Raw genomic sequence first — 24,812 nt, 5'->3', positions numbered from 1 at the left:
TAATGGGGCTGCATGAAGTGGACGACCAGCCGTTTGTTCGGGTAGCGCTCGACCGCCTCCAGCGCGTACTCGACCATCGTCTCCGGCAGCACGGTGTTGTACTCGTCGTCCCAGCCGTCCTCCTGCCAGACGTTGACGACCGCGTGGAACGACGGGTCGTACTTGTGCTGGTAGCCCCGTTCGAGGATCGGGCTCGCAGTCACGTAGACGGTGTCGGTCAGGTCCCGTTCGTGGAAGTTCCCGAGGATGAACTCCGAAGTGTGGGCCGCTCTGGACTCCCTGGCCGAGAGCGTCCCCGGGAGGTCGTACCGGTCCTCGAAGAGGTCGTACCGGCAGGCGTCGAGCACGATCAGGGTGTCCCAGTCCTCGTCGACGACCGACACCCCGTCGTGGTTGAACGCGCGGTTGAACCCCCGGGTGTGATAGGCTCTGTTGACCTGGCGGGCGAGCAGATTCGGGCTGTCGACGGCCCACGTCGCGACTCGTCGCAGTTGGCGTTTCGAGAGCATCGTGTCTCCGTTCGAGTAACCGCTCCCGGCCTGTCCGAATTGTTATAAGGTCTGTACTCGCGGCGCCGACCCGCTGGGGACGACGCCCTGGGGTCTGTTCGGCCCGGCGGCGACGCTGGCGACTCGAACACCCCGGTCGCCCCGTTCGCCGCTTAGGAGGCGTATACCAAAGACTCCCGCCGGATACCTTCGGGGCGATGACGGGAACTGCCTACGAGCGGGACAGGAGACAGGCCGCCCGCGCGACGACCGAGGGTCCGCGATGGCACTGACGGGGATCGCCGGCGGCACCGTCGGCGAGGGGGTCGTCGACGACATGCTGGACACGATGCCCCGCGAACCCTGGTACGGGACGGACCGGTCCGGGTCGGAGTCACACGGGCTGGGGATCCGCCACCACGGCGAGAAAGACCCGGAGGGACACACGTTCTGGCGCGACGGGGGGGCCGCGGGCGTGATCGACGGTGCGGTCTCGAACCGCGACGAACTCGGGTGGGACACCCGGACTATCTTCGAGCGGTTGCTGATGGCCCCCGACCGGACCCTCGAAACGCTCGAGGGCCCGTTCACCGTCGCCGCCGTCGACCCCGACGAGGACCGGGTCCTGCTCGCGACCGACAAGATCGGGAGCCGGCCGCCGGTGTATCGGAGCGACGACGGGTTCGCCTTCGCCTCCGGGCCTTCGCAACTGATGCCGGCGCTCGACGACCCGAGCGTGGACCCCCAGGGGGTGAGCGACCTGCTCCTCATGGGGCACATGTGGAGCGATACGACGCTGCTGGAGGGGGTCAAGACCGTCCACCCGGCGACGGTCGTCGAGTATCACGACGGCGAGCTGACCGAGCGGCGCTACTGGCGGCCGGAGTACGAGCCGGCCGACCCGAACGCGGAGTACTTCCACGAGCTGACCACGGAGTTCCAGCGGACGGTCGACCGGACCGCCGACACCGTCTCGGGCGACGTGGGGGTCTGGCTCTCCGGCGGGCTCGACAGCCGCGCGACGATCAGCGAGTTCGCGCGCGTCCAGCGCGAGCGCGACGCCTTCGACTCGCTCACGACGTACACCTACGACGCCAACCCCGGCGGCGGTATCAACGTCCGCCTGGCCGAGGACGTGGCCGAGTCGCTGGAACTCCCCAACGAGACGGTCCCGCTGACGGCCGACCGCTTTCTCCCCGTGCTCGAGAAGACGGTCGACGCGACCGACGGGCTGGTCAACTGGAACTTCGCGCTCAACCTGACCGCGACCGACAACATCGACGGGCGCGAGCCGAACGTCCTCATGGAGGGTGTCCTCGGCGAACTCTTGGGCCAGCACCTCAGCCGGTATCACCTGCGGGAGGCGTCGTCGCTGGTCGATTCGATGTATCACAGCGAGGCCTCGCTGGCGGCCGAGGAGGTGAGAGACCTCGTCGACGCCGACGTGGACCCCATGGGGTCCTACCGGCGCGAAGCGACCCGGACCGAGGAGACCGACTTCGAACAGGCGGTCGTCGACGCGCACTTCCAGAACTACTACCCCCGACTCGCGCACGCGAGCAATCCGGTCGCGCGCGGCCGGAGCGGCACCAGAGTCCCCTACGCCGACGGCGATTTCCTCGAGAGCGCCGCGAAGCTCCCGCCGTCCTGGCGGATGGGCGCGCTCCCGGGGTCGGACGGCGAGTTGATCTTCGGCGTCGTGAAGCCGAAGATCGAGATGATCCGAGTGCTGGACGCCGACCTCGCCGAGATACCCTACGAGCGGTCGCGGCTGAAGCCGAGTCTCCCGTACCCGCTCCACGTCGCCGGATTCTTCGCGAGCACCGCCCTCTCGCATCTCCTCGGCGACCCGACCTACGGCGGCGTCTCGATGGCCGGCCAGTGGTACAGAGACAACGACGAGATCCGGTCGCGACTCGACGAGGTGATCGACGACGCGCGCGCCCGCTGGTTCCTCGACGCCGACGCGGTCGAGGACCGCCGTCAGCGCCACCTCGACGGCGAGAGCGACGAGACGGGTGCGCTCTGTTCGATCACGACGATGGAGATCTGGCTGCAACGGCACTTCGACTGACCGACCGGCCGGTCGCCGCTTCGCGGTCTCCGGCGGCGAGCGCGCGGGTCGCGCGCCCGACGCGCGGAGATTCTCGGTCGGGTCCGTCCCACGGGCTCGCGGCTCGGACCGACTTCCCCGGATCGCTGCTATCGATCGGCCGTTCGAACCGCCGAGCGATCCGGGCGCGCGAGTCGGTCGGGGCGGTCGAACGGACCGCCCCTGGCGCTGTGTTCGGTCGCGAGACACACCCTCCGACCGCGACGGCCGGAACCGCTTTCAGAGACGAACGCCGTTTCGTTTCGGTTCGAATGACTGTCGATAGTTTCCACTGTAGTGTTGCGGGTAATCGCATTGAACCCCGTCCCGTGCGAGATCCGAGCGAACGCTATTCGGTCGGGTCGGGGCGCGACGGTCGTCCCGGTGTGGAGGCGGCCGGTCGCGATGGGGCGACAGCCGGTCGCGCCTCGCGGCCTACACGTCGGAGGGGTCGACGGCGGTCCCGTCGACGAAGACGTCGGCCTCGCCCTCGTTGAACGAGACGTTGGTGAGTTCGCCCGTGAAGGTGAACCGGTCGACGTCCTCGGTGGTGGTGACCCAGACCGTCGCGCTGGAGTCGCCGACCTCGTCCCACACTTCGATAGTGTCCTCGAGGGCGGTGAGTTCGCCGCTCACTTCGACGACGACCTGCGTCGGCGTGCCCGCCCCGCGGATCTCGAGGTCCTTGGGGGTCTCCTCTTTCGGGCCGATCAACGAGGGGTCGACGGCGGTCCCGTCGACGAAGACGTCGGCCTCGCCCTCGTTGAACGAGACGTTGGTGAGTTCGCCGGTGAAGGTGAACTCGTCGACGTCCTCGGTGTCGGTCACCCAGACCGTCGCGCTGGAGTCGCCGACCTCGTCCCACACTTCGATGGTGTCCTCGAGGGCGGTGAGTTCGCCGCTGACCTCGACGACGACCTGCGTCGGCGTGCCCGCTCCCTGGATGCGAAGCTGCGACTCGTCGCTGACGGACACGTCGGCGGTGGTGCTGGCGCTCGCGTCGGCGTCGTCGGTGACGGTCAGCGAGACGGAGTACGTCCCGGCGTCCCCGAACGCGTGCGTGGCCGTGCTCCCCGAGTAGGTCTCGTCGCCGACCGCCCACTCGTAGGACTCGATCGACCCGTCCGGGTCCGTCGATCCCTCGGCGGACAGCTCCGCGGTCAGCCCGTCGGTTGCAGTCACGGTCACCTCGGCGCTCGGCCCGTCGTTGGTGTCGACGAGGTCTTCGGCCGCGACCGACTCGCCGTTCAGCGTGATGTCGACGGGGCCGCCCTCGGCGTACTCGAACGCCGTCACCGACCCGGAGAACGCGAACTCGTCGGCGTGTGAGGACGTGGTCACCCAGGCGTCGGCCGTCCGCCCGTCGACGGTGTCGTGGCTCTCGATGGTGCTGTCGACCGGCTGTAGCTCCTCCGAGACGGTGAACGTGTACCGCGTCGCCGTCCCCGTCCCCTGGACGACGAGTGTGTTAGGGAGGTCCGTGGTGTCCTCGGTCCCGTCGGTTTCGTCCGTGGTGGTTTTGTCCGCTGATCCGTCGGTCCCGTCCGACGGGGTTCGGCAGCCGGAGCTACCGACGTTCTGCGTCTCGAAGCCCCGGATCGTCGCGTCCGACAGTCCGATACAGGAGTCGCGGATGACCGACCCGCCGCGGTTCTCGGCGACGAACCCGCCGCCGCTGCCGGTGAAGCTGCAGTTCTCGACGGTGATCGCGTCGTCGCTCGTGTCGCTCGTCGCGTCGGCCGCGATGGTCGCCGACCCGCCGTCGTTCCGGACGATGCAGTTGCGGAACGTGACGGCACCGTGACCGCCCCAGTCGGGGAACTCGATCACCTCGCCCCCGTTCACGTCCCACTCGATCGTGGTGTTCTTGACGACCATCCCCGCGTCGCCGCCGTTGCTGGAGTCGCAGATGAGCCCGCCGCGCAGGTTCCCCCAGTCCTTGGAGACGGAGATGTACGCACCGTCGACGACGGACTGCTTCGACGGGTGGCGACCCGCGCTGACCCGGAGGCTGGTGTGTGTGTTGTCGATGAACTCGCCGCCCTCGATGGTGATGACGCCCGGCGGGTTCGTGTAGCGGATCGGGTTCGAGTTCTGCTCGACGAACCGCAGGTTCCGGTAGACGACTTCGCCGACGTGGGAGCCGCCCGCGCGGCAGACCTGTACGCCCTCGGGGTACTGCGCCTCGTGTGCGGGGGCGTCCTCACCGATGATCAGGTTCTCGGCGACGTTCACGCCGTCCTGCGTCGTCGTCTCGTAGGTGAACACGTACGGCGACCCGACGGACATCGACGGGCCGAGCCCCGTCTTGCCGAGCCACTCGATATCGCGCACCAGCGAGCCGCCCGGCGACCGGACCCGGATCCACGGGAGCGTGCTCTTGTCGTCGTACTGCTGGAAACTGAAGTTCTCCAGCAGGATCGGACCGCCCAGATCGCCGTTCACGAGGCGGACCTGGTGACCCTGTTCGGGCAGGAACGTCACGTCGCGCTGGGAGCTGCCCGTGCCGGCGATCCCGGCGTTGCTGACGCCGTCCCAAGAGTGGGACTCGGTGTACTTGTACTCACCCGGGGGGAACTCGACGAGCGTCCCGCTCTCGATGGCGCGGTCGAGCGCCCCGTCGATGGGGCTCTGCCCGTTCGGGTCCATCCCCAGGTCGTCGACCGCGTTCACCACGCGGTCGAAGGAGAAACTGTCCCGGGTCGGGGCGGCCCCGGCCGTCCCCGACAGCCCGGTCGCGGCCAGCCCCGCCGTGGCTACCCCCGCGATCTTCAGGAACGACCGCCGGTCGAACCCCGCTCGTCCTTCGGTATCATGTCCATACTTCCTGTCATCGCCGGTAGGGTCGTCGTAACTGCTCTCGTCTTGCCCGTGACCCTCGCCGTTGTGAGGCGACATGGACCGGTATGCCTACCATACTGAATTAACGCTTCTTTCGGTAACCGTGTCGTTCACGCCCCGGTTACTCCACGATGGTACGCCCGAACGTACGGCTTACTCCCGGAAAGGAACCAGATTGCCCCGGGATAGTACCCACTCTATCCACCGCCGCCGCTCGCTCCACACCCGCGAAGACGGGCGTTAGGACGTGCTTTCCCGACCGGATCCCGCGGTAATCGCTCGTTTCTCGCCTGTCGCACGCTCGGGAGTGGCCGTCAGTTATCGCTGGACGGACGACTCGGACGGACGACTCGATCGATCCGCGACGGAGCCGTCCGACGGGGGAAGTCGTCAGCACACGACGAGAACGGACCACGGGGCGGAGCTACGGCTCCCCGCATCGCGAGCAGCGAGGCCGCGAAAGCGAGCGGATCGGACGACGGTGTCCTACGCGTAGGTCGCGTACGTCCGGAGCAGTTCGTCGATAGCGGACCGCCAGGAGTACTCCGCCTCGACGGCGCGGCGGTTGTTCTCGGCCATCCGGGTCCGCCGCTCGGGGTCGGTCAGCAGCGCTTCGAGGGCGTCGACGAGCGCCTCGGCGTCGCCGGGCTCGACGAGAATCCCCCGGTCGTCGTCGATGACCTCCGGGATCGCGGCGACCTCCGTCGAGACGACGGCGTTCGCGCCCGCCATCCCTTCGAGCATCGCGATCGGGAGCCCCTCGGCGTAGGTCGGGAGCACGTATATCGACCCGTCGGCGAGGAGTTCCCGCTTTCGCTCCTCGGAGACGTAGCCGTGGTAGGTGACCTCCTCGTGGGTCGCCGCCAGGCGCTCGACCCTGTCGGACAGCGGGCCGTCGCCCGCGATGGAGACGCGGAATCCGTCCGGATGTCTGTCGGCCAGCGTCTCGACCGCCGACGCGAGCTCCGCGACCCCTTTCCGCTCGATCAGGTTGGAGACCAGCACGAGATGGGGCCGTTCGTCGGTCGGGTCGGCCCGGTAGGCCCCCGGATCGACGGCGTTGGGGATCACGCGCAGCTTGGACCGGGGCGCGCGGGCGGCTACGACGTCCTTCCAGTGCTCGGAGAGGACGATTATTCCGTCACAGGCGCCGAAGACGGCGCGCTGGTACGCCGCGACCAGTCGGTTGTCCGTCGCCACGAACTCGTCGAACCCCGACCCGTGGACGTGGACGAGGACGGGCACGTCCCAGACGTACGTCGCGAAGAAGACGTACAGCCCCTTCCGGTAGAACGAGAAGTGATGGGACGTGTGGACGTGGACCACGTCAGGGGGCGAGCGGGTCGCGAACCGAACGAGCGCGACGAGCGCCATCACCAGCCCGGAGAGGAACCGGACCGGTCCGGATCCCCTCGGCGGCGCACCGGAGTCGTGGACGGTGACCGACACGTGGTCCGTCAGGCGCTCGGTCTGGTTGGTGATGTAGCTGACTATCCCACCGCCGTGGGTCGGCCCGACGACGACCACCTCGAAGTCGTCCGGGAGTCGCGGCGTCGCACCGTCGCCTCCCGACGCGGTGGCCCCCTCGTCTCCCGGCCGGCGCCGAACGCCGTCGGACGAACCGCCGGTCACCGCGTCCGCCCCGGCCGTCTCACCCGCCGAACTGTCGAACATCGATCGGGTCGTCTCGGGTGTGAAATTTTGTTATGGAGGACATTCCCGCCCGCTCGTCGCTTCGCGACCGGATGCGGAGGGCCCGCTCGCTCGTCGGACCGCGACCGGAACCGGCCGCTCCCGGAGCGAACGACGGGCCGGAGCGTGGCAGTCTGAGAGGGCGAGAGCCCCGCCCGGGGGCGTCCGACGCGTCTCAGGCCGTGGTCCGCGGGCTCGGCTCCGCCGCGCCGGTCCGCCGCAGGTACTCGCCCACCGCGTAGGCCATCCAGGCCTGACACCAGCGCATCAGCGTCGTGCGATCGGTGTAGAACCGCTGTTGCTCGTGGAAGAAGCGCCCGCCTCCGTCCGAGAGGTTCTCCCGCGCCCAGTCGAGGATCGCCTCGGCGCGGTCGAACTCGCCGAGCATCGAGAACACGATCACGCCCTGGGCCGAGGAGTGGATATCACGCGGGAACTCGTTCGACTCGTCGAAGTGGGGCGCGCCGTCGGCCGTGAACAGCTCCCGGTAGAACGCCACGGCGTCGTCGACGGTCGTCGCGAACGCCTCCGGGTCGCACACCTCCCGGTACCGCAGGAACGACTGGACGATGAACCCGTTGTGGAAGTTGTCCATCGAGAGGTGCGACGCCTCGGGCGGGTCGCGATACATCCAGCCGCCGCGGTCGGTCTGCTGGGCGGCCACGTATTCGAGGATCCGTTCGGCGCGGGCTCGGTGCGTCGCGTCGCCGAAGGCGTCGTAGAGGTCGACCAGTAGTCGCGCGCCGAGCGCGTTGGCGTTGAGCGTGTAGTGGTCGCCCGTGTCGGTCGCCTTGTAGTTGATGCGCGCCCCGGTGGGGGCCTCGCCGTAGCCCAGCGTCTCGAACACGAAGTCGGCGGCGCTGGCCGCCACCTCGTGGTACGGGCCGTCGAACCGCTCGCCCGCGGCGAGCAGCGCCTTCGTCGACCACGACGTGCCGACGACGCCGGGGACGTCCGGCGTCGTCCGCTTCGAGAGCCCCTGCAGGGGGTGGCTGTGTCCGATGCAGAACCCGCCGTAGCCGTCGACCTGGTTCTCGACGACCCAGTCGGCGAGCCGGCGGGCCTCGGCGCGGTACCGCTCGTCGCCGGTCACGTCGTAGGCGGTGAGGTTCGCCACCGAGAACAGCGCCGTCCCCATCGGGTTGCGCCGCTGTTCGACGAGGAGCAGCGGCCGAATGTTGACGGGCGAGCGGCGGACCGACTGCTGGACGGCGAGGTTCAGCCACTTGCTCTCGACAGGGAGCGCCCGGAGGATCCGACTGCTCTCGCCGTCGTAGAGGTCCCAGCCGGTGTAGTCACGTTCGCGAGCGTACGTCAGCGTGGCTTCGAGGACCGACCTCGCGACCGCGCGACCCTCGGCGGAGCTCTCTCCCGGTTCCGCGGTCCGACCGTGGGTATCACTCTGGCTTTGCATGGGATCGTCGGGGCCGGCGGCCGGGGGAGTCGCCGCTCCCGTCGACCCTCCTCGGAGGTGACTCGATCATCGCGTTCTCTCCCGGGTATCCCCCACGCCGCCCCTTTGTTATAGTCCGCCTGCTCCCGGGACGCATCGCCCGAGTACCCGGTGTTAGCGGCTGTATACTGATATTCGTCTGTGCGAATCTCTCCTCCATCGAACATGGCAACGGGACGGACATCCGGGGGCGCAGTGCTCATTCCGACGGCGCGCCAGATGAAAAGTTACGCGTGTATGCGCTCGCTCGCCGAGCGCGGCGTCCGAACGGTCGTGGCGTCCGAACACGAACGGATCCCCCATTTCTCCTCGCGATACTGTTCCGAGCAGGTGCAGCTGTCGGCGGCCCCCGAGGAGCTGACGGCTTACAGGGACGCGCTGCTGGATATCGCCGCCCGTTCGGACATCGAGACGATCCTCCCGATCCGGGAGTGCGACACGTATCTCTTCGCGAAGTACCGCGACCGCTTCGAGGAGTACGTCTCGCTCGTGACGCCGGACCTCGACACGCTGGGGAAGGCCCAGGACCGGATACGGCTCTCCGAGGAGGCGCGGCGGGCGGGCGTCCCGCAGGCGCGGACCCGCCGGCTCTCCGACGTCGACGAGTGGGACTCGGACGTGGTGATCAAGTCGCGATACAACCTGCTGACCAGCGACTACGTCGACTCGCTGTCGGCCGACGACGCCGAGGAGTCCCGGAGCGTCCGATTCCTCGAAGCGGGCGAGGAGCCCGACCCCGCGGCGATCCGCGCCGAGATGGCCCACGACCCGATCGTACAGGACTACATCCACGAGAGCGACCGGTACCTGTACTGCGGGCTGTGGGACCACGGGGAGCCGCTGGCGACGTGCCAGCACAAGCAGATCCGCAGTAACTCCTGGGTCGGCGGCGGGGCGGTCTACCGCGTCTCCGCCTACTCCCAGGGTGTCGAGCGGGTGGCGAACCGCCTGCTCTCTCACCTCGACTGGCACGGCCTGGTCTGCGCCGAGTACGCCAGGGACGAGGAGACCGGCGAGTGGAAATTCCTCGAACTCAACCCGCGAGTCTGGCAGTCGTTGCCCGCCGCCACCCGCGCGAACGCCGACTTCCCGTACTACTACTGGCTCCGGGCGCGCGGCGAACCCGAGGCGATCGACCCGACGTACGAGACCGGCGTCGGGACGCACATGGCCTACGGCGAACTCTCGCACCTGTCGAGTATCCGCAGCGACGACTCGCCGTTCCTCGACCGCCCGGCGTTCGGGGAGACGCTGTTCGAGGTCGCCGCCTCCTGTCTCAGGGACCCGCGGTTCGACTACATCCGTCTCGACGATCCGCGACTGTTTCTCAGTGCCATCCGGGACGCGCTCGCCGCCGAGGACTCCGGCGGCAGGCAGTACGTCGCCGGAGCGGCGACCGACGAACCGCCCGCCTGAACTACGTGCCGTAACTGCGCCGTCCTCCGTCCCCCGTCTCACGGATCGACGGACTGCACTTCTGCGATAGTCGTTCTCGCGCGGTGTTCGTTCCGCTCCGAAGCGCCGCTATCGGACGTGACGTCCGACACTCCTATCGGGCTCCGGTAATCGGTATTTGACCGGCCTCCGTCGCCCGTTATAGAACGTAAAACAAAGCGGATGCTTCCCGGAGCGGTACCCGAAACACATGCGTATCGAAGAGATGGGGATAGACGAGTGGGAAGCTGCCCTCCCGCAGGGTGGGTTCGAGGTGTTCCACACGCCGCAAGCGCTCCGGGTGCTCGAAGCACACACCGATGCGACGCTGCGGCTGTACGGCGCGTTCAAAGGCGAGGTTCCGGTCGGCCTGTTTCCGGTGTTCGTCGGTTCGAGAGCCGGCGGGAGACTCGTCACCTCACCGCCCCCGGGGATGTCTGTGCCGCGACTCGGGCCGATCGTGATGCCGACCAGTCCGAAGCAGCGAAAACGCGAATCGGTCAATCGGAACTTCGTCGAACTCGTCCTCGACGAAGTCGGTGCCGACTCCGCACGGTCGCTGGTCCGGTTCGTCTGCCCCATGACGTACGACGACCCCCGCCCGTTCCAGTGGGCAGATATGGACGTCAGCCAATCGTTCACCTACGTTCTCGACCTGCGGTCGGAGACCACCGAGTCGATCAGGAGCCAGTTCAGCAAGAGTCTCAGGCGGGAGATCCGCCGAGCGGAAGCGGCCGACGTCTCCGTCTCTCTCGAGGGAACGGAGGCGGCGGAACGGATCTACGACGACGTCGCCGACCGATACGCCGAACAAGACGAGACGTTCCCGGTCGGTCGAGAGTACTTCCGCGACCTCGTCGGGACGCTGCGCGACCGGTGTCGCGTCTACACCGCTCGCGACGCGAACGGAGCGTTCCTCGGCGGGATCGTCGTCCTCTACTCCGACGACGTCGCCGCGTTCTGGCAAGGTGGCGTGCGTGCAGACTACGACGGCGCCAGCGTCAACAGCTACCTCCACTGGCGGATCATCGCCGACATCATACGCGGCGACGCTCCGGACGTGTGGGGCTACGACCTGGTCGGCGCCAACACCCCCAACCTCTGTCGGTACAAGTCCAAGTTCGGCGCCGACCTCGTCGCGTACAACACCGTCGAGTCGGCCGGGGCGCAGATGTCGGTGGCCAAGCGCGCCTACTCCCTCATCTCCAACTGATGCTCCCCGACTCGCCGGCATCCACGACAGCGCCATCTCGCCCAGTGCAGACCCGACCGAACCCGCGTCACGGCGGGACCGGGTCGCCGGATAGATCCCAGTTCGGTCGCCGAGGGTCGGTGACCACTCGCGTCACACCTCGTCTCGACCGATGCCTGTGAGCGACCGGTTAGACGGCAGTGGCGAAGACCAGCGGCCGACCGGCGAAGCGAACCCGGTCGCGGACGTGCTCCGAGACACGCTCGCGTACGCCCGAGACCGGTCGTACCGCGGTTGGGACTACGGCGACGGCATGAGCAGTCGGCTGTTGCGGGCCGCACCGGTCGACAGCAAGTGGCTGAACATCGCGGTCCAGGAACTCGCCAAGCGACCGCCGGTCAACATCCGTCCGCTGTTGCGCGTCGAGCAGCGTCGAAACTACAAGGGGACCGCCCTGTTCGCGATGGCCAACTGCAACGCCGCCCACCTGGATCTGGGCGGCGGCGACGTCGACTACGCGGAGGAGGGTCACGAGCTCGCGGCGTGGCTCGTCCGCAACCGGAGTCTCGGCTTCAGCGGCTTCTGCGGCGGGCACAACCACCCGATCCAGCACCTCGACGGGCGCGGCCACCCGAACGACCCCGACGTAGTCTCGACCTCCTACGCCGTCAAGGCGCTGCTGGCCGCCGGCGAACTCGACCCGCAGTTTCCGGCCATCGCGAAGACGGCCTCGGCGTTCGTCGAGTGCGACCTTGACTATCGCTCCGTCGAGGGGGGCGCCGCGATCGATTACCACCTCAACCACCCGGATTCGTCGATCACGATCAACGCCAACGCGCTCGGCGCCCGCCTGTTGACCGACCTTCACGCGCGTTTCGGCCGGGAGTCCGACCGCCGGAAGGCGGCCCGGATCCTCTCGTACGTCGCCGACCGCCAGACCGACGAAGGGGGGTGGTACTACCGCGACCCGCCGTCGGACTCACACCTCTCGATGGACAACCACCACAACGCCTTCGTGCTCGAATCGTTCCTCCGGTTCCGGGAGGTGGTCGACACCCAGCGGTTCGACGGGACGATCGACCGCGCACTCACCTTCTACCGCGACGTGCTGTTCGAGGAGTCCGGCGCGCCGAACTTCGACGAGTCGAACGCATATCCGCGGGACGTACACGCGGCGGCGAACGGCGTCCTCGTCTTCACCTACGCCGGTGATATCGAGTTCGCCGCGCGGATCGTCGACTGGACGCTCGACCATCTCTACTGCGGGGACGGTCGGTTCTACTTCCGAAACCATCGGTTCTACACGAAACGCCACGTCCTGATGCGGTGGTGCGTGGCCTGGATGGCGTTCGCCCTCTCGGAGTTTCTCGCCCGCCTCGACGACCGTGCCGACAGGACGGACCGCCGTCTGTCGGGCGAGGAGTGAGTTCCAGCGCCAGGGGTCGGCGCCGGGAGTGCCGGCGTCCGCGCGGTTACTTGTACCCCTGGAACCGCTTGTAGAGCGACGAGAGGACGCCGACGCCCAGCTCGGAGTACTCGGCGCTGTAGAACGACTCCAGTTCGGGGTTGAACTTCGCCTTGTACCGGTTGATCCGCTGGTTCTCGGCGCCGACGAGGTCGTAGGCCGATCGACCGGCTTCGATCGCGTCCTGCATCACGCGCCAGTCCAGGAGGTCGTTCACGGGCAGCCCGACGTCGAGGTCGGTCCGAACGCCGCCCTGCCAGCGCGACACGGTATCGTCGAAATCGAGGATCAGCATTCCCCCGACGAACTCCCCGTCGACGCGGCACACGTACGGTTTCAGGTGCCCGTCGGGGAGGCGTTCGTAGAGGTCGACCGCGAACTCCGTGGGCAGGTCGAACGCGATGCCCTGGGAGTTGTAGCGGTTCGAGACCTGTTCGAGGATGGACTCGATCGCTTCCCCCCCGCCGACCGTGATCTCGTACCGGTCCTCGTCGGCGTTGCGGACGTTCGACCGCGCGTCGCTGCTGAACCGGCCGAGGAGCTCCTCGGCGCCGCCGTTCAGGTCCACGATGTACGTGTACGACGGGGTCGCCGACCAGTCGTTCCACTTGAACGGTCGCAGGTCGTCGTAGCGGCCGCTGGTCCGGATGTGACCGTATCTCGGGGCGACCTCGGACTCGACCCAGTCGAAACAGCCCTCGACGAACCGCTGTCGCCGTCGGTCGCGCTTGCGCTGTTTCAGCTTCCCCATGTTGAGCATCGCCGGACCGAGATGGGGGATCCGCAGGTCCGGCGGTGGGGAGAACGCGCCGCGGATCGGCCCCTTCGACGCCTCGAACAGCGGGAACACACCGACCGGTTCTTCGCCCTTGAATCCGACCAGCGGATGCAGCGTCGCTCCGGCGTAGGTCGCCTGTAGTTCGAGCGACTCGTACAGGTGGAACAGGGTCCCCTGTGGCGAGCGCGACACGCGGTCGTTCCACGCCTGAATATCCCCCTCTTCGGCACTCTGAACGTCGATACCCATCAGTCCATAGCAGCGCGGTACCGACAATTGTTAATAGCTCAATACCGGTTCGCCACCAGTCTCGCCTCCGTTGGTACCGACTCTATTCCCGGGGCGATACCACCGTCGTCCCCGGTGGGTGCGAACGGGTACGAATCCGGAACGGGCCTCACAGAGGGGAATCATTCCAGGTATCCGAGGTCAGCGAGCCGCTCCTGGACGACCGAGTCGCTGACGGTATCTCCAGCCGTTTCCTTCCGGGTGGGGTACCGTCTCTCGCCGTGCGACGGGACGAACGGGAGCGGGCGCCCGTCCATGCGCTCGTCGTACGGGACGCCCATCGCCGCCATGACCGTCGGCGCGACGTCGAACAGGTGTGGCGATCCGAAGTCACCGTCGGTATCGACTCGGTTGCCCGCTGCCGCGATGACCCCCTCGCGCTTGTGGTTCCAGGGTTCGGACGGCTCGCCGAACGGCTCCGTTCCGACGGTCGCCGAGAGGAACTGGTCGAACTCGTGGGGCACTGTCACGATGTCGACGGCCTCCTCGGCCGCCGGCCCGTGGAAGTACGCCTCCCGTGGCGCGACTTCCTCGAACGCCGGCCGGCCGTCGGGCGTTTCCAGACCGGCCAGCAGGTCGATGAGCGAACTGCGGACTTCCTCGTACCGGCGCTGTGGGACGGTCCCCTCGGGGTCTCGACCCGCCACGTTCATCCGGACGCCGAGTTCGATCCGCGAGCGCACGTACGCCTCGGAGGAGGCGAACGCGACCCGTTCGGATCCGGCCCGGACCGCTCGGGCGGGGGCGAGTTCGCGGACGACCCCGTCGATGCCGAGTCGCTCGCAGGCGCGGCCGATGCGCTGGCTCGTCAGCCCGACCGCCGACAGACCCGCCATGATACGCTCGACGGCGCCCGTCCCGGACTCCTCGTCGTCGGCCCGCGCGGTCAGCCGACCGTCCCTGACCGTCGACCACGTCGGCATCCCTGTGCCCTCGGTCGTCGTCGATACGTACCCCTCCATCCGGAGGATCTCGTTCGTTCGCACCTCGTGGCCGTCGTACGGCCCCATGCCGTGGTCGCTGACAACGAAGACGGTGTCCGGATCGCAGGCGGAGAGGATCTCCTCGACCTCGCTGTCGACGGCCGCGTACACGTCCCGAACGAGCGCCGGGTCGTCGGGGAACTCGTGAAACAGCGTGTCGGTCTGCTGAAACTGGACGAACCCGAACTCGGGGTCGAACCGGTCGGCGAGATAGCGGAACGCCTCGCCTCGCATCGCCGTCAGCGCCAGGTACTCCGCCCGCGCCTCTGTCCGGGATACCGTCTCGCCGGTGTGTTCTGGATACACCCGGTAGGGCCCGATCGCGTCCCGGATCTCAGAGCGGAGCCCGTCAGGGTGACAGGTCGGGTCTTCCGGCGCCATGTAGCCAGGAACGAGCGCTCCGTCGAACGGGCGTACGGGAGCGGTAACGGGGGCGTTGACGACGACGCTCGATACGCCGTTCTCGTCGAGCAGTTGCCACAGTGGCGGCTCGCGCAGGTCCGCCGCAGAGACGACCCGCCAGTCGTACCCCTCGAAGGTGACGAAATCGTAGATGCCGTGTTTGCCCGGATTCTTCCCGGAGTACAGCGACGGCCACGCGCTGGCCGTCCACGGCGGAATTTGGGACTCCAGCGGCCCGCTCGCGCCTCCCTCGAAGAGCCGTTCGAGCGTCGGTATCGCGTCCGCTTCGAACAGCGGATCGAGCACGGGATAACAGGCGGCGTCGATCCCGACGACCAGCGCTTGCATACCTCGTGAGACGCGGTGGTAGATCGCTTTGTTATTGAGTGTATTCGGCCGCCCGTTCGCAGTCAGTGTAGTCCACTGGGACGAGCCGTCAAGCGATCGAGTGGCCGACCGCGCGGGATGGAGCGCCGCTCACGATCCAGGTACACCGCGAGTCGTGTTCCGGTAGCCGCCGGCTAAATGGCAGTGTATCCGGGCTGTCGGACGGTTAGCTATCGTTCGTTATCGGGCGTATACTGATTATTGACCGTTTGTACCACCGTACATGGTCAAACGGTTCTTCGAACACGCGTTCGAGGTTCTCGTCGCACTCGTATTCCGGGAGCGACGTTCGGACCGGGGTGTGGAGACCGACCACGGAACTGCGGTGGAGTCGACCGGCCTCGCGACCGACGACGAGTACGAGTTCGGTCACTACGTCGAGGCGAGGCCGGAGGTCGAGCAACTTCGGTCCGACGGTCGACACGACGAACTCGAAGACCTGCTCCGGTGGTGTATCGAGTTGGCCGAGGCCGAACAGCTGGTGGTCGAAGACCTCGCGAACTTCGGCGACCTCCCGGCGGTGTTCTACACCGATCTGGCACGGCTGTACCGCGATGCGAATCGATACGAGGACGAGGTAGCGGTCCTCGAACGCTACGTCTCTACGCAGGAGCGACTCGGCGCGCCCGTCGAGAGCGAGGTCGAGGCCCAGTACCACCGGGCACAGAAACGGGTCGCCGAGTGGATCCGTCAGTGACCGCTCGGTCCCGTCGGCAGCCGCTGAGTGCCGCCAGCATCCGCTCGGTTTCGTCGGTATCGGCCCCGTGCCTCGTCGGTCGACGACGGCTGTCGTGGCCCGCAGTCACGAAGTGCGACCGTCGCCAGACGCGTCGAGTCCGCTCTCGGGCGCCCCCATGTCCTCGACTTCCCTCGGGGTCCGTCCGTCAGCGATATGTCGCGAGTAGTACGCGCCGGGGGAGCCGATCCAGGCGTCCATCTCCTCGGCCGTCTCGATCAGCCGGCGGTACAGCCGGGTGTGGCCGGGAAACTCTTCGGACGCGAAGTACCGCGGGTGCCACAGCACCGTCATTACCGCGTCGTTGGCCGCCGCTTCGTCGAGCAGGTCCGCGCAGACGGCCCACGCCTCTTCGAAGGACGCCCCGGGGTCGGGCAGGTCCGTCTCCATGAACGTCAGCGGGAAGACTGCGAACTCGTCGTCGAACGGCCGCCGAACGTCGTAGCCGTGCTGGAACCCGTAGGTGTCGGCGCCGAGGGTCGCGTCGTAGTCGAGTCCGATCGCTCGGTGGTGGCGCCACGACTCGGGCGGGTCGAGGTTGAGGTAGTGCTGGCGGCCCCCAGTGATCTCCTCGCCGAGCGTTCGTTCGATGCGGCCCTTCTCGTGGGCCAACCGCTCGCGGTCGTCGCAGGAGTCGTACGAGCCGTGGAGCCCGACCTCCCAGCCGCCGTCGGCGAGTTTCCACATCGTTTCTGCGATCTCCGGCCGGGTGAGGTCGTACCGGAAGAGCAGCTGGACCCACTCGTTCCAGTCGCGGAGCTGGGTCGTCGACTTCTCGGTCAGTGGCGGCTCCGAGAGGAAGTAAAAGGCCGAGCGGACGCCGAGTTCGTCCTCGATCCGGGCGATCCGGTCGAACTGCCAGTAGGGGTTAGCCTCCGGACGGAGCGCGGTGAGGTGGCTCGGCTCTCGCTCCAGCGCGGTGTAGAACAGCGCGTGCGCCCAGGTCTTGTACGGTCGGTCGACGTCGTGCGTGAGACACAGACTGAACTCGTGTTCGCTATCACTCATTGGAGATCGAGCAGGGTATCCTCGTTCAGATGACACGTGGCGCAGATACGGCTTAATTATAGGGTCCATACGAGGACCCTCGAGACGATCTGACCATGCCGTGCCTCCTCGTACTACCCTCGCCCTGCGTTCGGAGCCTTCCTGAGGAAGCACAGACATTTCGTCGCCCCACTCGGACAGTCCCGAGAACGCCAATAGTGTTTTGTGTGTGTGTGCGTCCGACGTGCGCCTGTATGTCGAAAACTGATTCGGACGGGAACGATCCCGAGATCGACCGGATCAATCTCCGAATTGCCCGGTCGTTTCTCGACGTGGTCGACGAGACGTGGCGTGAACGGGATTCAACAGCCGGAGTGAGTTTATCCGTTATGCACTCCGCGACTCCGTAAATCATCCCGAGAGGGCGGGCGTCTGGAAGGATCTGGCGATTAGCGAAGCACAGTTCGACGACGGTGAGGATTTCGAGCGAGGAGATGCGGGAGAAGTATGGGACAGACGCCGAGTGACGACGAGTGGGGTTGGAAGTTCTCTCCACGCGGAGAATCTCAGTTCGCGCAGTTAGATCCGTCCTCTCAGCATAGAATCATGGACAAGCTGGACGAGGTGGTTTCATCCGAACGGCGCGACCCGGAAGAGTTTCTCGAACCGTTAACGGGATCGCCCTACCGAAACCTTCGGATCGGCGGATATCGAGTTTGTTGTCGTCTGCATCACGAAGCTAAGACGCTCCGCGTCGAGAGCGTCCGGAAGCGCGAGGGTGCCTCCAAGGGCGACGATGACTGAACACGTCGGTCACAGCTACCCGGACTCTCCGAGCGGCCGATTCTGAACGAGACGACGACGCCAGACGACGCGTGTCGTATCCTCCGCCCAGAAAGTTGAAAGTGGGCGACCACGACCACTCTGTATGAGCATCGACACGGCGGTGGTCCTCGCGGCGGGTGAGGGGACGCGGCTGCGGCCGCTGACGCGCAACCGGCCCAAGCCGATGTTGCCGGCGGCCAACCGGCCGATCCTGGAGTACGTCTTCGACGCGCTGGTCGCGGCGGACGTGCGGCAGATCGTGGTCGTGGTGGGGTACAAGCGCGGGCGGGTACAGGACCACTTCGGGCCGACCTACGACGGGGTCGACCTGGAGTACGTCACCCAGCACAAGCAGCTCGGCAGCGGGCACGCCCTCCTACAGGCCCGCGCGGCCGTCGACGGACCGGCGCTGGTCGTCAACGGTGACCGCGTCATCGACGCCAACATCGTCCGCGACGTGGTCGAGGAGTTCGAGCGCAGCGGCGACCCGTCGATCGCCGTCCTCGAACGACCCGAGACCAGCCAGTACGGCGCGGTCGTGCTCCACGAGGGCGACGTCGCCGAACTCGTCGAGAAGCCCGACACCGACGAATACCGGCTGATCAACGCCGGCGTCTACGCCTTCGAGTCGTCGGTGTTCTCGGCCATCGACGCGACCGATCGCTCGGACGGCGAACTCGCGCTGACCGACACGATCGGCCGGCTGATGGACGACGGCCGGGTTCGCGGCGTCAGGACCGAGGGGATGTGGGTCGACGCGACCTACCCCTGGGACCTGCTGGCGGTGGCCGACGAAGTGCTCGCCCGCGGGCACGTCGACGAACCCGCTCGCGGCACCGGCGCCCGCGACGCCGACGTGTGGGTCGACCCTGCGGCGACCGTCCACGACGCGGCGGTCCTGCAAGGCCCGGTCGTCGTGGGACCCGACTGCGAGGTCGGACCCGGTGCGGTTGTGGGGCCCGACGCCGCGCTCGGCCAGAACGTGACCGTCGGCGCGAACGCGACGGTCCGCAACTCCGTCCTCGACACGGACACGCGCGTCGAGTCGGGCTCGACGCTCATCGACGCCGTCACCGGCCAGGACGTGACCCTCGGCGCCGGGACGGTCGTTCCGGGTGGCCCGGCCGACGTGCGCGTCGGCCGCGAGGTGTTCCGGGACCAGCGCCTGGGTGCCGTCGTCGCCGACCGCGTGACCGCCGAGGGCGACGCGAGTTTCTCGCCGGGGACGCTCGTCGGCCCGGGGGCGCACATCGGGACCAGCGTCCGCGCGAGCGGGCGCATCGCCAGCGGCGCGGAGGTGGTTCGATGAGCGGCTTCGAGACGCGCGGATCGACCGAGGTGACTCACTAATGTGTGGTATCATCGGCTGTGTGGGCCGGGAGGACGAGACGCTCGACGTGCTCGTCCACGGCCTCTCGAAACTGGAGTACCGCGGCTACGACTCGGCGGGCGTCGCTCTCTCGGGCGACCGCGTCGACGTCTGCAAGAAATCCGGGAAGATCGAGGACCTCAGGGGAGCCCTCGAACCGCGTTCGATCGGGGGCGCGGCCGGCATCGGCCACACCCGCTGGTCCACCCACGGCCCGCCGACCGACGCCAACGCCCACCCCCATCTCGACTGCACGGGCGACGTGGCCGTCGTCCACAACGGCATCATCGAGAACTACCAGTCGCTCCGCGACGAACTCGCCACCGCGGGCCACACGTTCAAGAGCGACACCGACACCGAAGTCGTCCCCCACCTCGTCGAAGACGCGCTGGCCGACGGGGCCGACAACGAGGGTGCCGTCCGCGAGGCGATCTCGCGACTGGATGGGAGCTACGCAGTTGCGGTCGTGGTTTCGGGTGACGACACCATCTACGCCGCGCGCAACGACTCGCCGCTGGTGCTCGGGATCGACGACGATTCGTATTACTTGGCCAGCGACGTGCCCGCGTTCCGCGATTTCACCGACCGAGTGGTCTACCTCGCCGACGGCGAGTTCGCGACGCTCTCGGCCGACGGCTGGCGGGTCTCGGACGTCGACGGGGCGACGGTGGACAAGGACGTCGACACCGTCGACTGGGACCCCGAGGAGACGGGCAAAAGCGGCTACGACCACTTCATGCTCAAGGAGATCAACGAGCAGCCGCGGGCCATCCGACAGTGCCTCCGCGGGCGCGTCGACGAGATGGCCGCCGAGGTGGATATCGGGGACCTCGGCGACCTGTCGCCGACCGGCGTCCAGTTCGTCGCCTGCGGGACGAGCTATCACGCCGCCCTCTACGGCGCGCAGTTGCTGCGCGACGCGGGGATTCCGGCCCACGCGTTCCTCGCCAGCGAGTACGCGACTGCCGTCCCGCCGATCGGGGACGCGCTCGTGGTGGGCGTGACACAGAGCGGCGAAACTGCGGATACGCTCTCGGCGCTCCGCGAGGCTCGCAAGCGCGGTGCGCGGACGTTGGCCGTGACGAACACCGTCGGGTCGACCGCGGCCCGGGAGTGCGACCACGCGCTGTACATCAGGGCCGGCCCGGAGATCGGCGTCGCGGCGTCGAAGACCTTCGCGTCGCAACTGGCCGCGCTGAACCTGTTCTCGCTCGGGACGACCCGCGCGGACGGGCGCCGGGACAGTATCGGTGCGTTGCGTGACCTCCCGAGTAACATTCAGGCGATCCTGGACGATTCACGGGCGGAGGCCGTGGCCGAGGAGTACGTCGACAGCGACGCCTACTTCTTCATCGGCCGCGGCCTGCAGTACCCCGTCGCGCTGGAGGGCGCCCTGAAGATGAAGGAGATCACCTACAAGCACGCCGAGGGGTTCGCCGCCGGTGAACTGAAACACGGGCCGCTGGCGCTGGTTACGGGAGAGACGCCGGTGTTCGCGGTAGTGACCGGTGACGGCGAGATGGCGCGCAAGACCATCGGGAACGTGAAAGAAGTGGAGGCTCGGGACGCTCCAGTGGTCGCAGTGACGGACGGGCAGTCGGACGTGGAGCGGTATGCTGATGAAGTGTTGCGGGTGCCCGAGACGCATCCCCAGGCCGCCGCAGTCCTGGCGAACGTGCAGTTGCAGCTGGTGTCGTACTACGTGGCCGACGAGCTAGGGCGGTCGATCGACAAACCGCGGAATCTGGCGAAGAGCGTGACCGTAGAGTAATCCGACCGTTCCGTTCTTCCCGTCCCTGACTCAGCTTCTTCTCGATCACCTCCTCTCGCCAGGCTGCCCACCGCCTCTCGCCGTTGTCTTCCGGACTTGGTCCTCCGTCCCGTTTCGTGAGCCCATCGCTCCACGAAAAGATATTTAACTGCTCCGAGTTACTCACAATCTGAGTAACTCAATGACGATCCTCGTCACCGGCGCCGATGGCTACATCGGCTGGCCGACCGCACTGCGTATCGCGAACCGGACGGACGACCGCGTGCTCCTTGTCGACAACTTCGCCCGCCGCGAGTGGGTCGAGGAGGTCGGATCGAAGAGCGCGACGCCCATCGCGGGCATTGACGGGCGCATCGAGGCGGCCGAGGAGGTCTTCGGCATCGGGAACATGTCCTTTGTCGAGGGCGACCTCGTCGAGAAGTCGTTCGTCGACGAGCTGCTCGCTGTCCACGAACCGGAGGTCGTCGTCCACGCGGCCGCCCAGCCCTCCGCGCCGTACTCCCAGATTAACGGCGAGCGGGCCAACTACACCCAGCACAACAACATGCAGGCCACGCGGAACCTGCTGTGGGGCCTGGAGGAACACGACCTCACCGACACCCACTTCATCGAGACCACCACCACCGGCGTCTACGGCGCGCCGGAGTTCCCCATCCCCGAGGGCGGCGCGGTCATGGAGAACCAGGGCGACAGCGACGAGGTGCCGTTCCCGGCGATGGCGGGCTCGTGGTACCACCTCACCAAGAGTCACGACGCCGCGAACATGCGCCTGGCTCACCAGCAGTTCGACATCCCCATCTCGGACGTGCGCACGGCCATCACCTACGGCACCGAGACCGAGGAGACCCGCGAGGACCCGCGGCTCAAGACCCGCTTCGACTTCGACTACTACTTCGGGACCGTCGCCCACCGCTTCGCCGCCCAGGCCGTCGCGGGCTACCCGGTCACCGTCTACGGCAAGGGCGAACAGCGTAAGCCGTTCATCTCCCTGGAAGACGCCGTCGAAGGGCTCGCCAACCTCGCCCTGGCCGACCACGAGGAGCGCCCGGACGACCTCACGGTGTACAACCAGGTCACGCGCGCCATCTCCATCGTCGAGATCGCCGAGACCATCGCGGGCGTCGGCTCGGAGTTCGACCTCGACGTCGCCGTCGAGCACTTCGAGAACCCTCGCGACGAGGACGAGACCCACAAGATGGAGATCGAAGACGACCGCTACGCCGACCTCATCGGCGACCAGGCCCAGGACTTCGAGAGCGGCATCCGCGACGTGTTCGAGTCGCTGACGGCTCAGGCAGACACAATCGCGGCCCACGAGGACCGGTTCCTCCCGGGCGTCCTCGAAAACTGGGACGCCGAGGAGTAAGCCGTGGACGTACTCGTCACCGGCGGGTGTGGCTATATCGGAAGCCACCTCGTCCCGAAGCTGCAGGCCGCCGCCGACGTCGACCGCGTGGTCGTCCTCGACAGCCTCGTCTCCGGGTCGCCCCGGGCCCTGTTCGGCTGCTTCGACGACGGCCTGGACTTCCGCCGGGGCGACGTGCGCGAGTACGGCGACGTCGAGAGCGCGATGCGCGAGGTCGACCGCGTGGTCCACCTCGCCGCCATCACGGGCGCGGCGAGCACCCACGACCGCCGCGAGGAGACCTTCGCCGTCAACTACGACGGCACCGAGAACGTCCTGACCGCAGCCGGGAAGCTCGGCGTCGACCACGTCGTGTTCGCCTCCTCGTGCAACATCTACGGCCGCGCGACGAGCACGGACATCGACGAGACGGTCGACCCCGACCCGATCAACCCCTACGCCGAGACGAAGTACCAGTCCGAAGACCTGCTTGCCGACTACTGCGAGGAGTACGACATGACCGGCACCGCACTTCGGATGGCCACCAATTTCGGCTACTCGCCGGCGGTCCGGTTCAACCTCGTCGTCAACCACTTCGTCTTCCGCGCGGTCACCGGCCGGCCGCTGACGGTGTACGGCGACGGCTCGAACTGGCGTCCGTTCGTCCACGTCGACGACGCCGCCCGCGCCTACGAGCGAGCCGTCCGCGAGCCCGACGCGTGGGACGAGCTGGTGTACAACGTCGGCTCGAACGGCGGCAACTACCGCATCGAGGAGATCGCCGAGGTCGTCCGCGACGAGGTCGGCCCGGTCGACATCACCTACCTCGAAGACGAGCATCCCGGCCCCTCCTACCACGTCAACTTCGACCGACTGGACGACACGGGCTTCGACACCGAACACACCCTCCGCGAGGGCGTCCGCGACCTGGCCGCGCGGTTCCGTGACTCGGAGCTGAACGCACATGCGGCCGTCGGCGGGACCGACTCCGATCGATGAGTCCCAACGCCCTCACCGAAAGACCCGCTCGTGGGACATCGGCCCGAGCGGGCGTAACGCCCATTACGTCGGATCAGAAACGACGTAATGCTTCGGGTCCCGTCCGCCGAACAGCAACGTACAGCCCATCCCACTCGACAGACACGACACACAGACTATGACAGACCAACGCACCGTCGCCGTCACCGGCGCGGCGGGATTCATCGGCAGTCGCGTCGTCTCCGAACTACAGCAGGCCCACCCCGACTGGACGATTACGGCGCTCGACAACTTCTATCTCGGGGACGTGCGGGAGATCGGCGACGTGACCGTCGAACACGTCGACGTACGCGACCGCGACCGGCTGGAAGAAGCGCTCGACGGTGCGGACATCGTGATGCACCTCGCGGCGGTCTCGGGCGTCGACGACTGCGAGGAGAACCAGGACTTAGCCTACGAGGTGAACGTCCAGGGGACGAACAACGTCGCGTGGTTCTGTCGGAAGACCGGTGCGGCGCTCGTGTTCCCGTACTCGATGGCGGTGCTGGGCGATCCCGTCGAGTTCCCGATCACCGTCGACCACCGCCGGGACCCGATGAACTGGTACGGCCGAACGAAGCTGCTCAGCGAGCGCGCCATCGAGACGTTCGCCGAGGGCGAGTTCCCTGCCCACCTGTTCCTCAAGTCGAACCTCTACGGCGAACACGAGATCGACGGCCAGACCGTCTCCAAGGGAACCGTGATCAACTTCTTCGTCGGCCGCGCGAGAGACGGCGAACCGTTGACCGTCTACGAGCCCGGCGACCAGGCGCGCAACTACGTCCACGTCGTGGACGTGGCTCGCGCCTACGTCCGTAGCGCCGAGCGACTGGTCGACCAACTCGACGCCGGCGAGACGGGCGTCGAGAAGTACGAGATCGCCAGCCAGGAGGACCCCGGCATCACGACCGTCGCAGAGATTGTCCGGGACATCGCGGCCGAAGAGATCGACTTCGAGCCGGATATCGAACTGCTGGAAAATCCCCGCGACGAGACGCTCGTCAGCGAGTTCGAGGTGGATACGACGCGCGCTCGGGAGGCGTTAGGATGGTCGGTCGAGTACTCGGTCGAAGACAGCATTCGCGAGTTACTCCAGACGTAGCCCCGTCTGAGGACCACTTCCGTTCTATCCTGCGTGCTGTATCCCGTATCGGTGAGGGGAACACCGCACAGATCGCATCGGACTCAAGCAGTACGACGAGGTGCCGAAGCGCTCGCCATCGTCCCACCGGAGTACGACTCCTTCGACGAGTTCGCGTAGTTACGG

General features: G+C 67.3%; 17 protein-coding genes and 2 pseudogenes. 12 read left to right on the top strand and 7 right to left on the bottom strand.

Features of this window, described 5'->3' with window-relative positions; translation table 11 throughout:
• Positions 1-509: pseudogene (locus C475_RS15500) on the bottom strand (hypothetical protein); the annotation flags it as partial.
• 262 nt (positions 510-771) lie between these two features.
• On the opposite strand from C475_RS15500, the gene C475_RS15495 reads away from it, so the two are divergent.
• Complete coding sequence (locus C475_RS15495; protein ID WP_006884801.1) at positions 772-2,562, top strand: asparagine synthase-related protein; 1,791 nt, start codon at positions 772-774, stop codon at positions 2,560-2,562.
• A 453-nt stretch (positions 2,563-3,015) separates the two neighbouring features.
• Here C475_RS15495 and C475_RS15490 read toward each other — a convergent pair whose 3' ends face one another.
• The 3 genes from C475_RS15490 to C475_RS15480 form a co-directional block, all read right to left on the bottom strand.
• Positions 3,016-5,478, bottom strand: coding sequence for a PKD domain-containing protein (locus C475_RS15490; protein ID WP_006884800.1), 2,463 nt, complete (start codon positions 5,476-5,478; stop codon positions 3,016-3,018).
• Positions 5,479-5,907: 429 nt separating this feature from the next.
• Positions 5,908-7,095, bottom strand: coding sequence for a glycosyltransferase family 4 protein (locus tag C475_RS15485; RefSeq protein WP_006884799.1), 1,188 nt, complete (start codon positions 7,093-7,095; stop codon positions 5,908-5,910).
• Between the two features lie 193 nt (positions 7,096-7,288).
• The gene (locus C475_RS15480) at positions 7,289-8,527 is read right to left on the bottom strand and encodes a hypothetical protein (RefSeq protein WP_006884798.1); all 1,239 of its coding nucleotides are present in this window, start codon (positions 8,525-8,527) and stop codon (positions 7,289-7,291) included.
• A 258-nt stretch (positions 8,528-8,785) separates the two neighbouring features.
• Here C475_RS15480 and C475_RS15475 point away from each other — a divergent pair, with 258 nt between their 5' ends.
• From C475_RS15475 to C475_RS15465, 3 genes are all read left to right on the top strand, one after another.
• On the top strand, positions 8,786-9,982 hold the full coding sequence (locus tag C475_RS15475; protein WP_152436456.1) for a carboxylate--amine ligase: 1,197 nt from the start codon (positions 8,786-8,788) through the stop codon (positions 9,980-9,982).
• A 229-nt stretch (positions 9,983-10,211) separates the two neighbouring features.
• Entirely contained in the window at positions 10,212-11,213 is a 1,002-nt protein-coding gene (locus C475_RS15470; RefSeq protein WP_049930727.1) for a GNAT family N-acetyltransferase, read from the top strand.
• Positions 11,214-11,370: 157 nt separating this feature from the next.
• A complete protein-coding gene (locus C475_RS15465) occupies positions 11,371-12,618 on the top strand; it encodes a prenyltransferase/squalene oxidase repeat-containing protein (protein ID WP_006884795.1) in 1,248 nt (415 codons plus the stop codon).
• A gap of 46 nt (positions 12,619-12,664) precedes the next feature.
• On the opposite strand, the gene C475_RS15460 is transcribed toward C475_RS15465, so the two are convergent.
• Entirely contained in the window at positions 12,665-13,684 is a 1,020-nt protein-coding gene (locus tag C475_RS15460) for a lipid II:glycine glycyltransferase FemX (RefSeq protein WP_006884794.1), read from the bottom strand.
• Positions 13,685-13,845: 161 nt separating this feature from the next.
• Positions 13,846-15,456: an alkaline phosphatase family protein gene (locus C475_RS15455; RefSeq protein ID WP_006884793.1), complete on the bottom strand. Its 1,611-nt coding sequence runs from the start codon at positions 15,454-15,456 to the stop codon at positions 13,846-13,848.
• 340 nt (positions 15,457-15,796) lie between these two features.
• Between C475_RS15455 and C475_RS15450 the strand changes: the two genes are divergently transcribed.
• On the top strand, positions 15,797-16,192 hold the full coding sequence (locus tag C475_RS15450; protein ID WP_152436455.1) for a hypothetical protein: 396 nt from the start codon (positions 15,797-15,799) through the stop codon (positions 16,190-16,192).
• A 105-nt stretch (positions 16,193-16,297) separates the two neighbouring features.
• Here C475_RS15450 and C475_RS15445 read toward each other — a convergent pair whose 3' ends face one another.
• A complete protein-coding gene (locus C475_RS15445; RefSeq protein WP_006884791.1) occupies positions 16,298-17,239 on the bottom strand; it encodes a polysaccharide deacetylase family protein in 942 nt (313 codons plus the stop codon).
• A 233-nt stretch (positions 17,240-17,472) separates the two neighbouring features.
• Here C475_RS15445 and C475_RS24940 point away from each other — a divergent pair.
• From C475_RS24940 to C475_RS15420, 7 genes and pseudogenes are all read left to right on the top strand, one after another.
• Positions 17,473-17,745, top strand: a pseudogene (locus C475_RS24940) (ribbon-helix-helix domain-containing protein).
• Positions 17,746-17,824: 79 nt separating this feature from the next.
• Positions 17,825-18,022, top strand: a complete 198-nt coding sequence (locus C475_RS22445; RefSeq protein WP_235728466.1) for a type II toxin-antitoxin system RelE family toxin — start codon at positions 17,825-17,827, stop codon at positions 18,020-18,022.
• A gap of 124 nt (positions 18,023-18,146) precedes the next feature.
• Complete coding sequence (glmU, locus tag C475_RS15440) at positions 18,147-19,352, top strand: bifunctional sugar-1-phosphate nucleotidylyltransferase/acetyltransferase (protein WP_006884789.1); 1,206 nt, start codon at positions 18,147-18,149, stop codon at positions 19,350-19,352.
• Between the two features lie 40 nt (positions 19,353-19,392).
• Positions 19,393-21,183, top strand: a complete 1,791-nt coding sequence (gene glmS / locus C475_RS15435; protein WP_006884788.1) for a glutamine--fructose-6-phosphate transaminase (isomerizing) — start codon at positions 19,393-19,395, stop codon at positions 21,181-21,183.
• 181 nt (positions 21,184-21,364) lie between these two features.
• Complete coding sequence (locus tag C475_RS15430; RefSeq protein ID WP_006884787.1) at positions 21,365-22,549, top strand: NAD-dependent epimerase/dehydratase family protein; 1,185 nt, start codon at positions 21,365-21,367, stop codon at positions 22,547-22,549.
• 3 nt (positions 22,550-22,552) lie between these two features.
• Positions 22,553-23,527: an NAD-dependent epimerase/dehydratase family protein gene (locus tag C475_RS15425; RefSeq protein ID WP_006884786.1), complete on the top strand. Its 975-nt coding sequence runs from the start codon at positions 22,553-22,555 to the stop codon at positions 23,525-23,527.
• 157 nt (positions 23,528-23,684) lie between these two features.
• Positions 23,685-24,647: an NAD-dependent epimerase/dehydratase family protein gene (locus C475_RS15420; RefSeq protein ID WP_006884785.1), complete on the top strand. Its 963-nt coding sequence runs from the start codon at positions 23,685-23,687 to the stop codon at positions 24,645-24,647.
• Positions 24,648-24,812: the final 165 nt, after the last annotated feature.

The sequence above is a fragment of the Halosimplex carlsbadense 2-9-1 genome (assembly GCF_000337455.1).
GTDB lineage: Archaea > Halobacteriota > Halobacteria > Halobacteriales > Haloarculaceae > Halosimplex > Halosimplex carlsbadense.
Note: the sequence above shows the minus strand (reverse complement) of the source record. Positions and strands in the feature narration are given on the sequence as shown.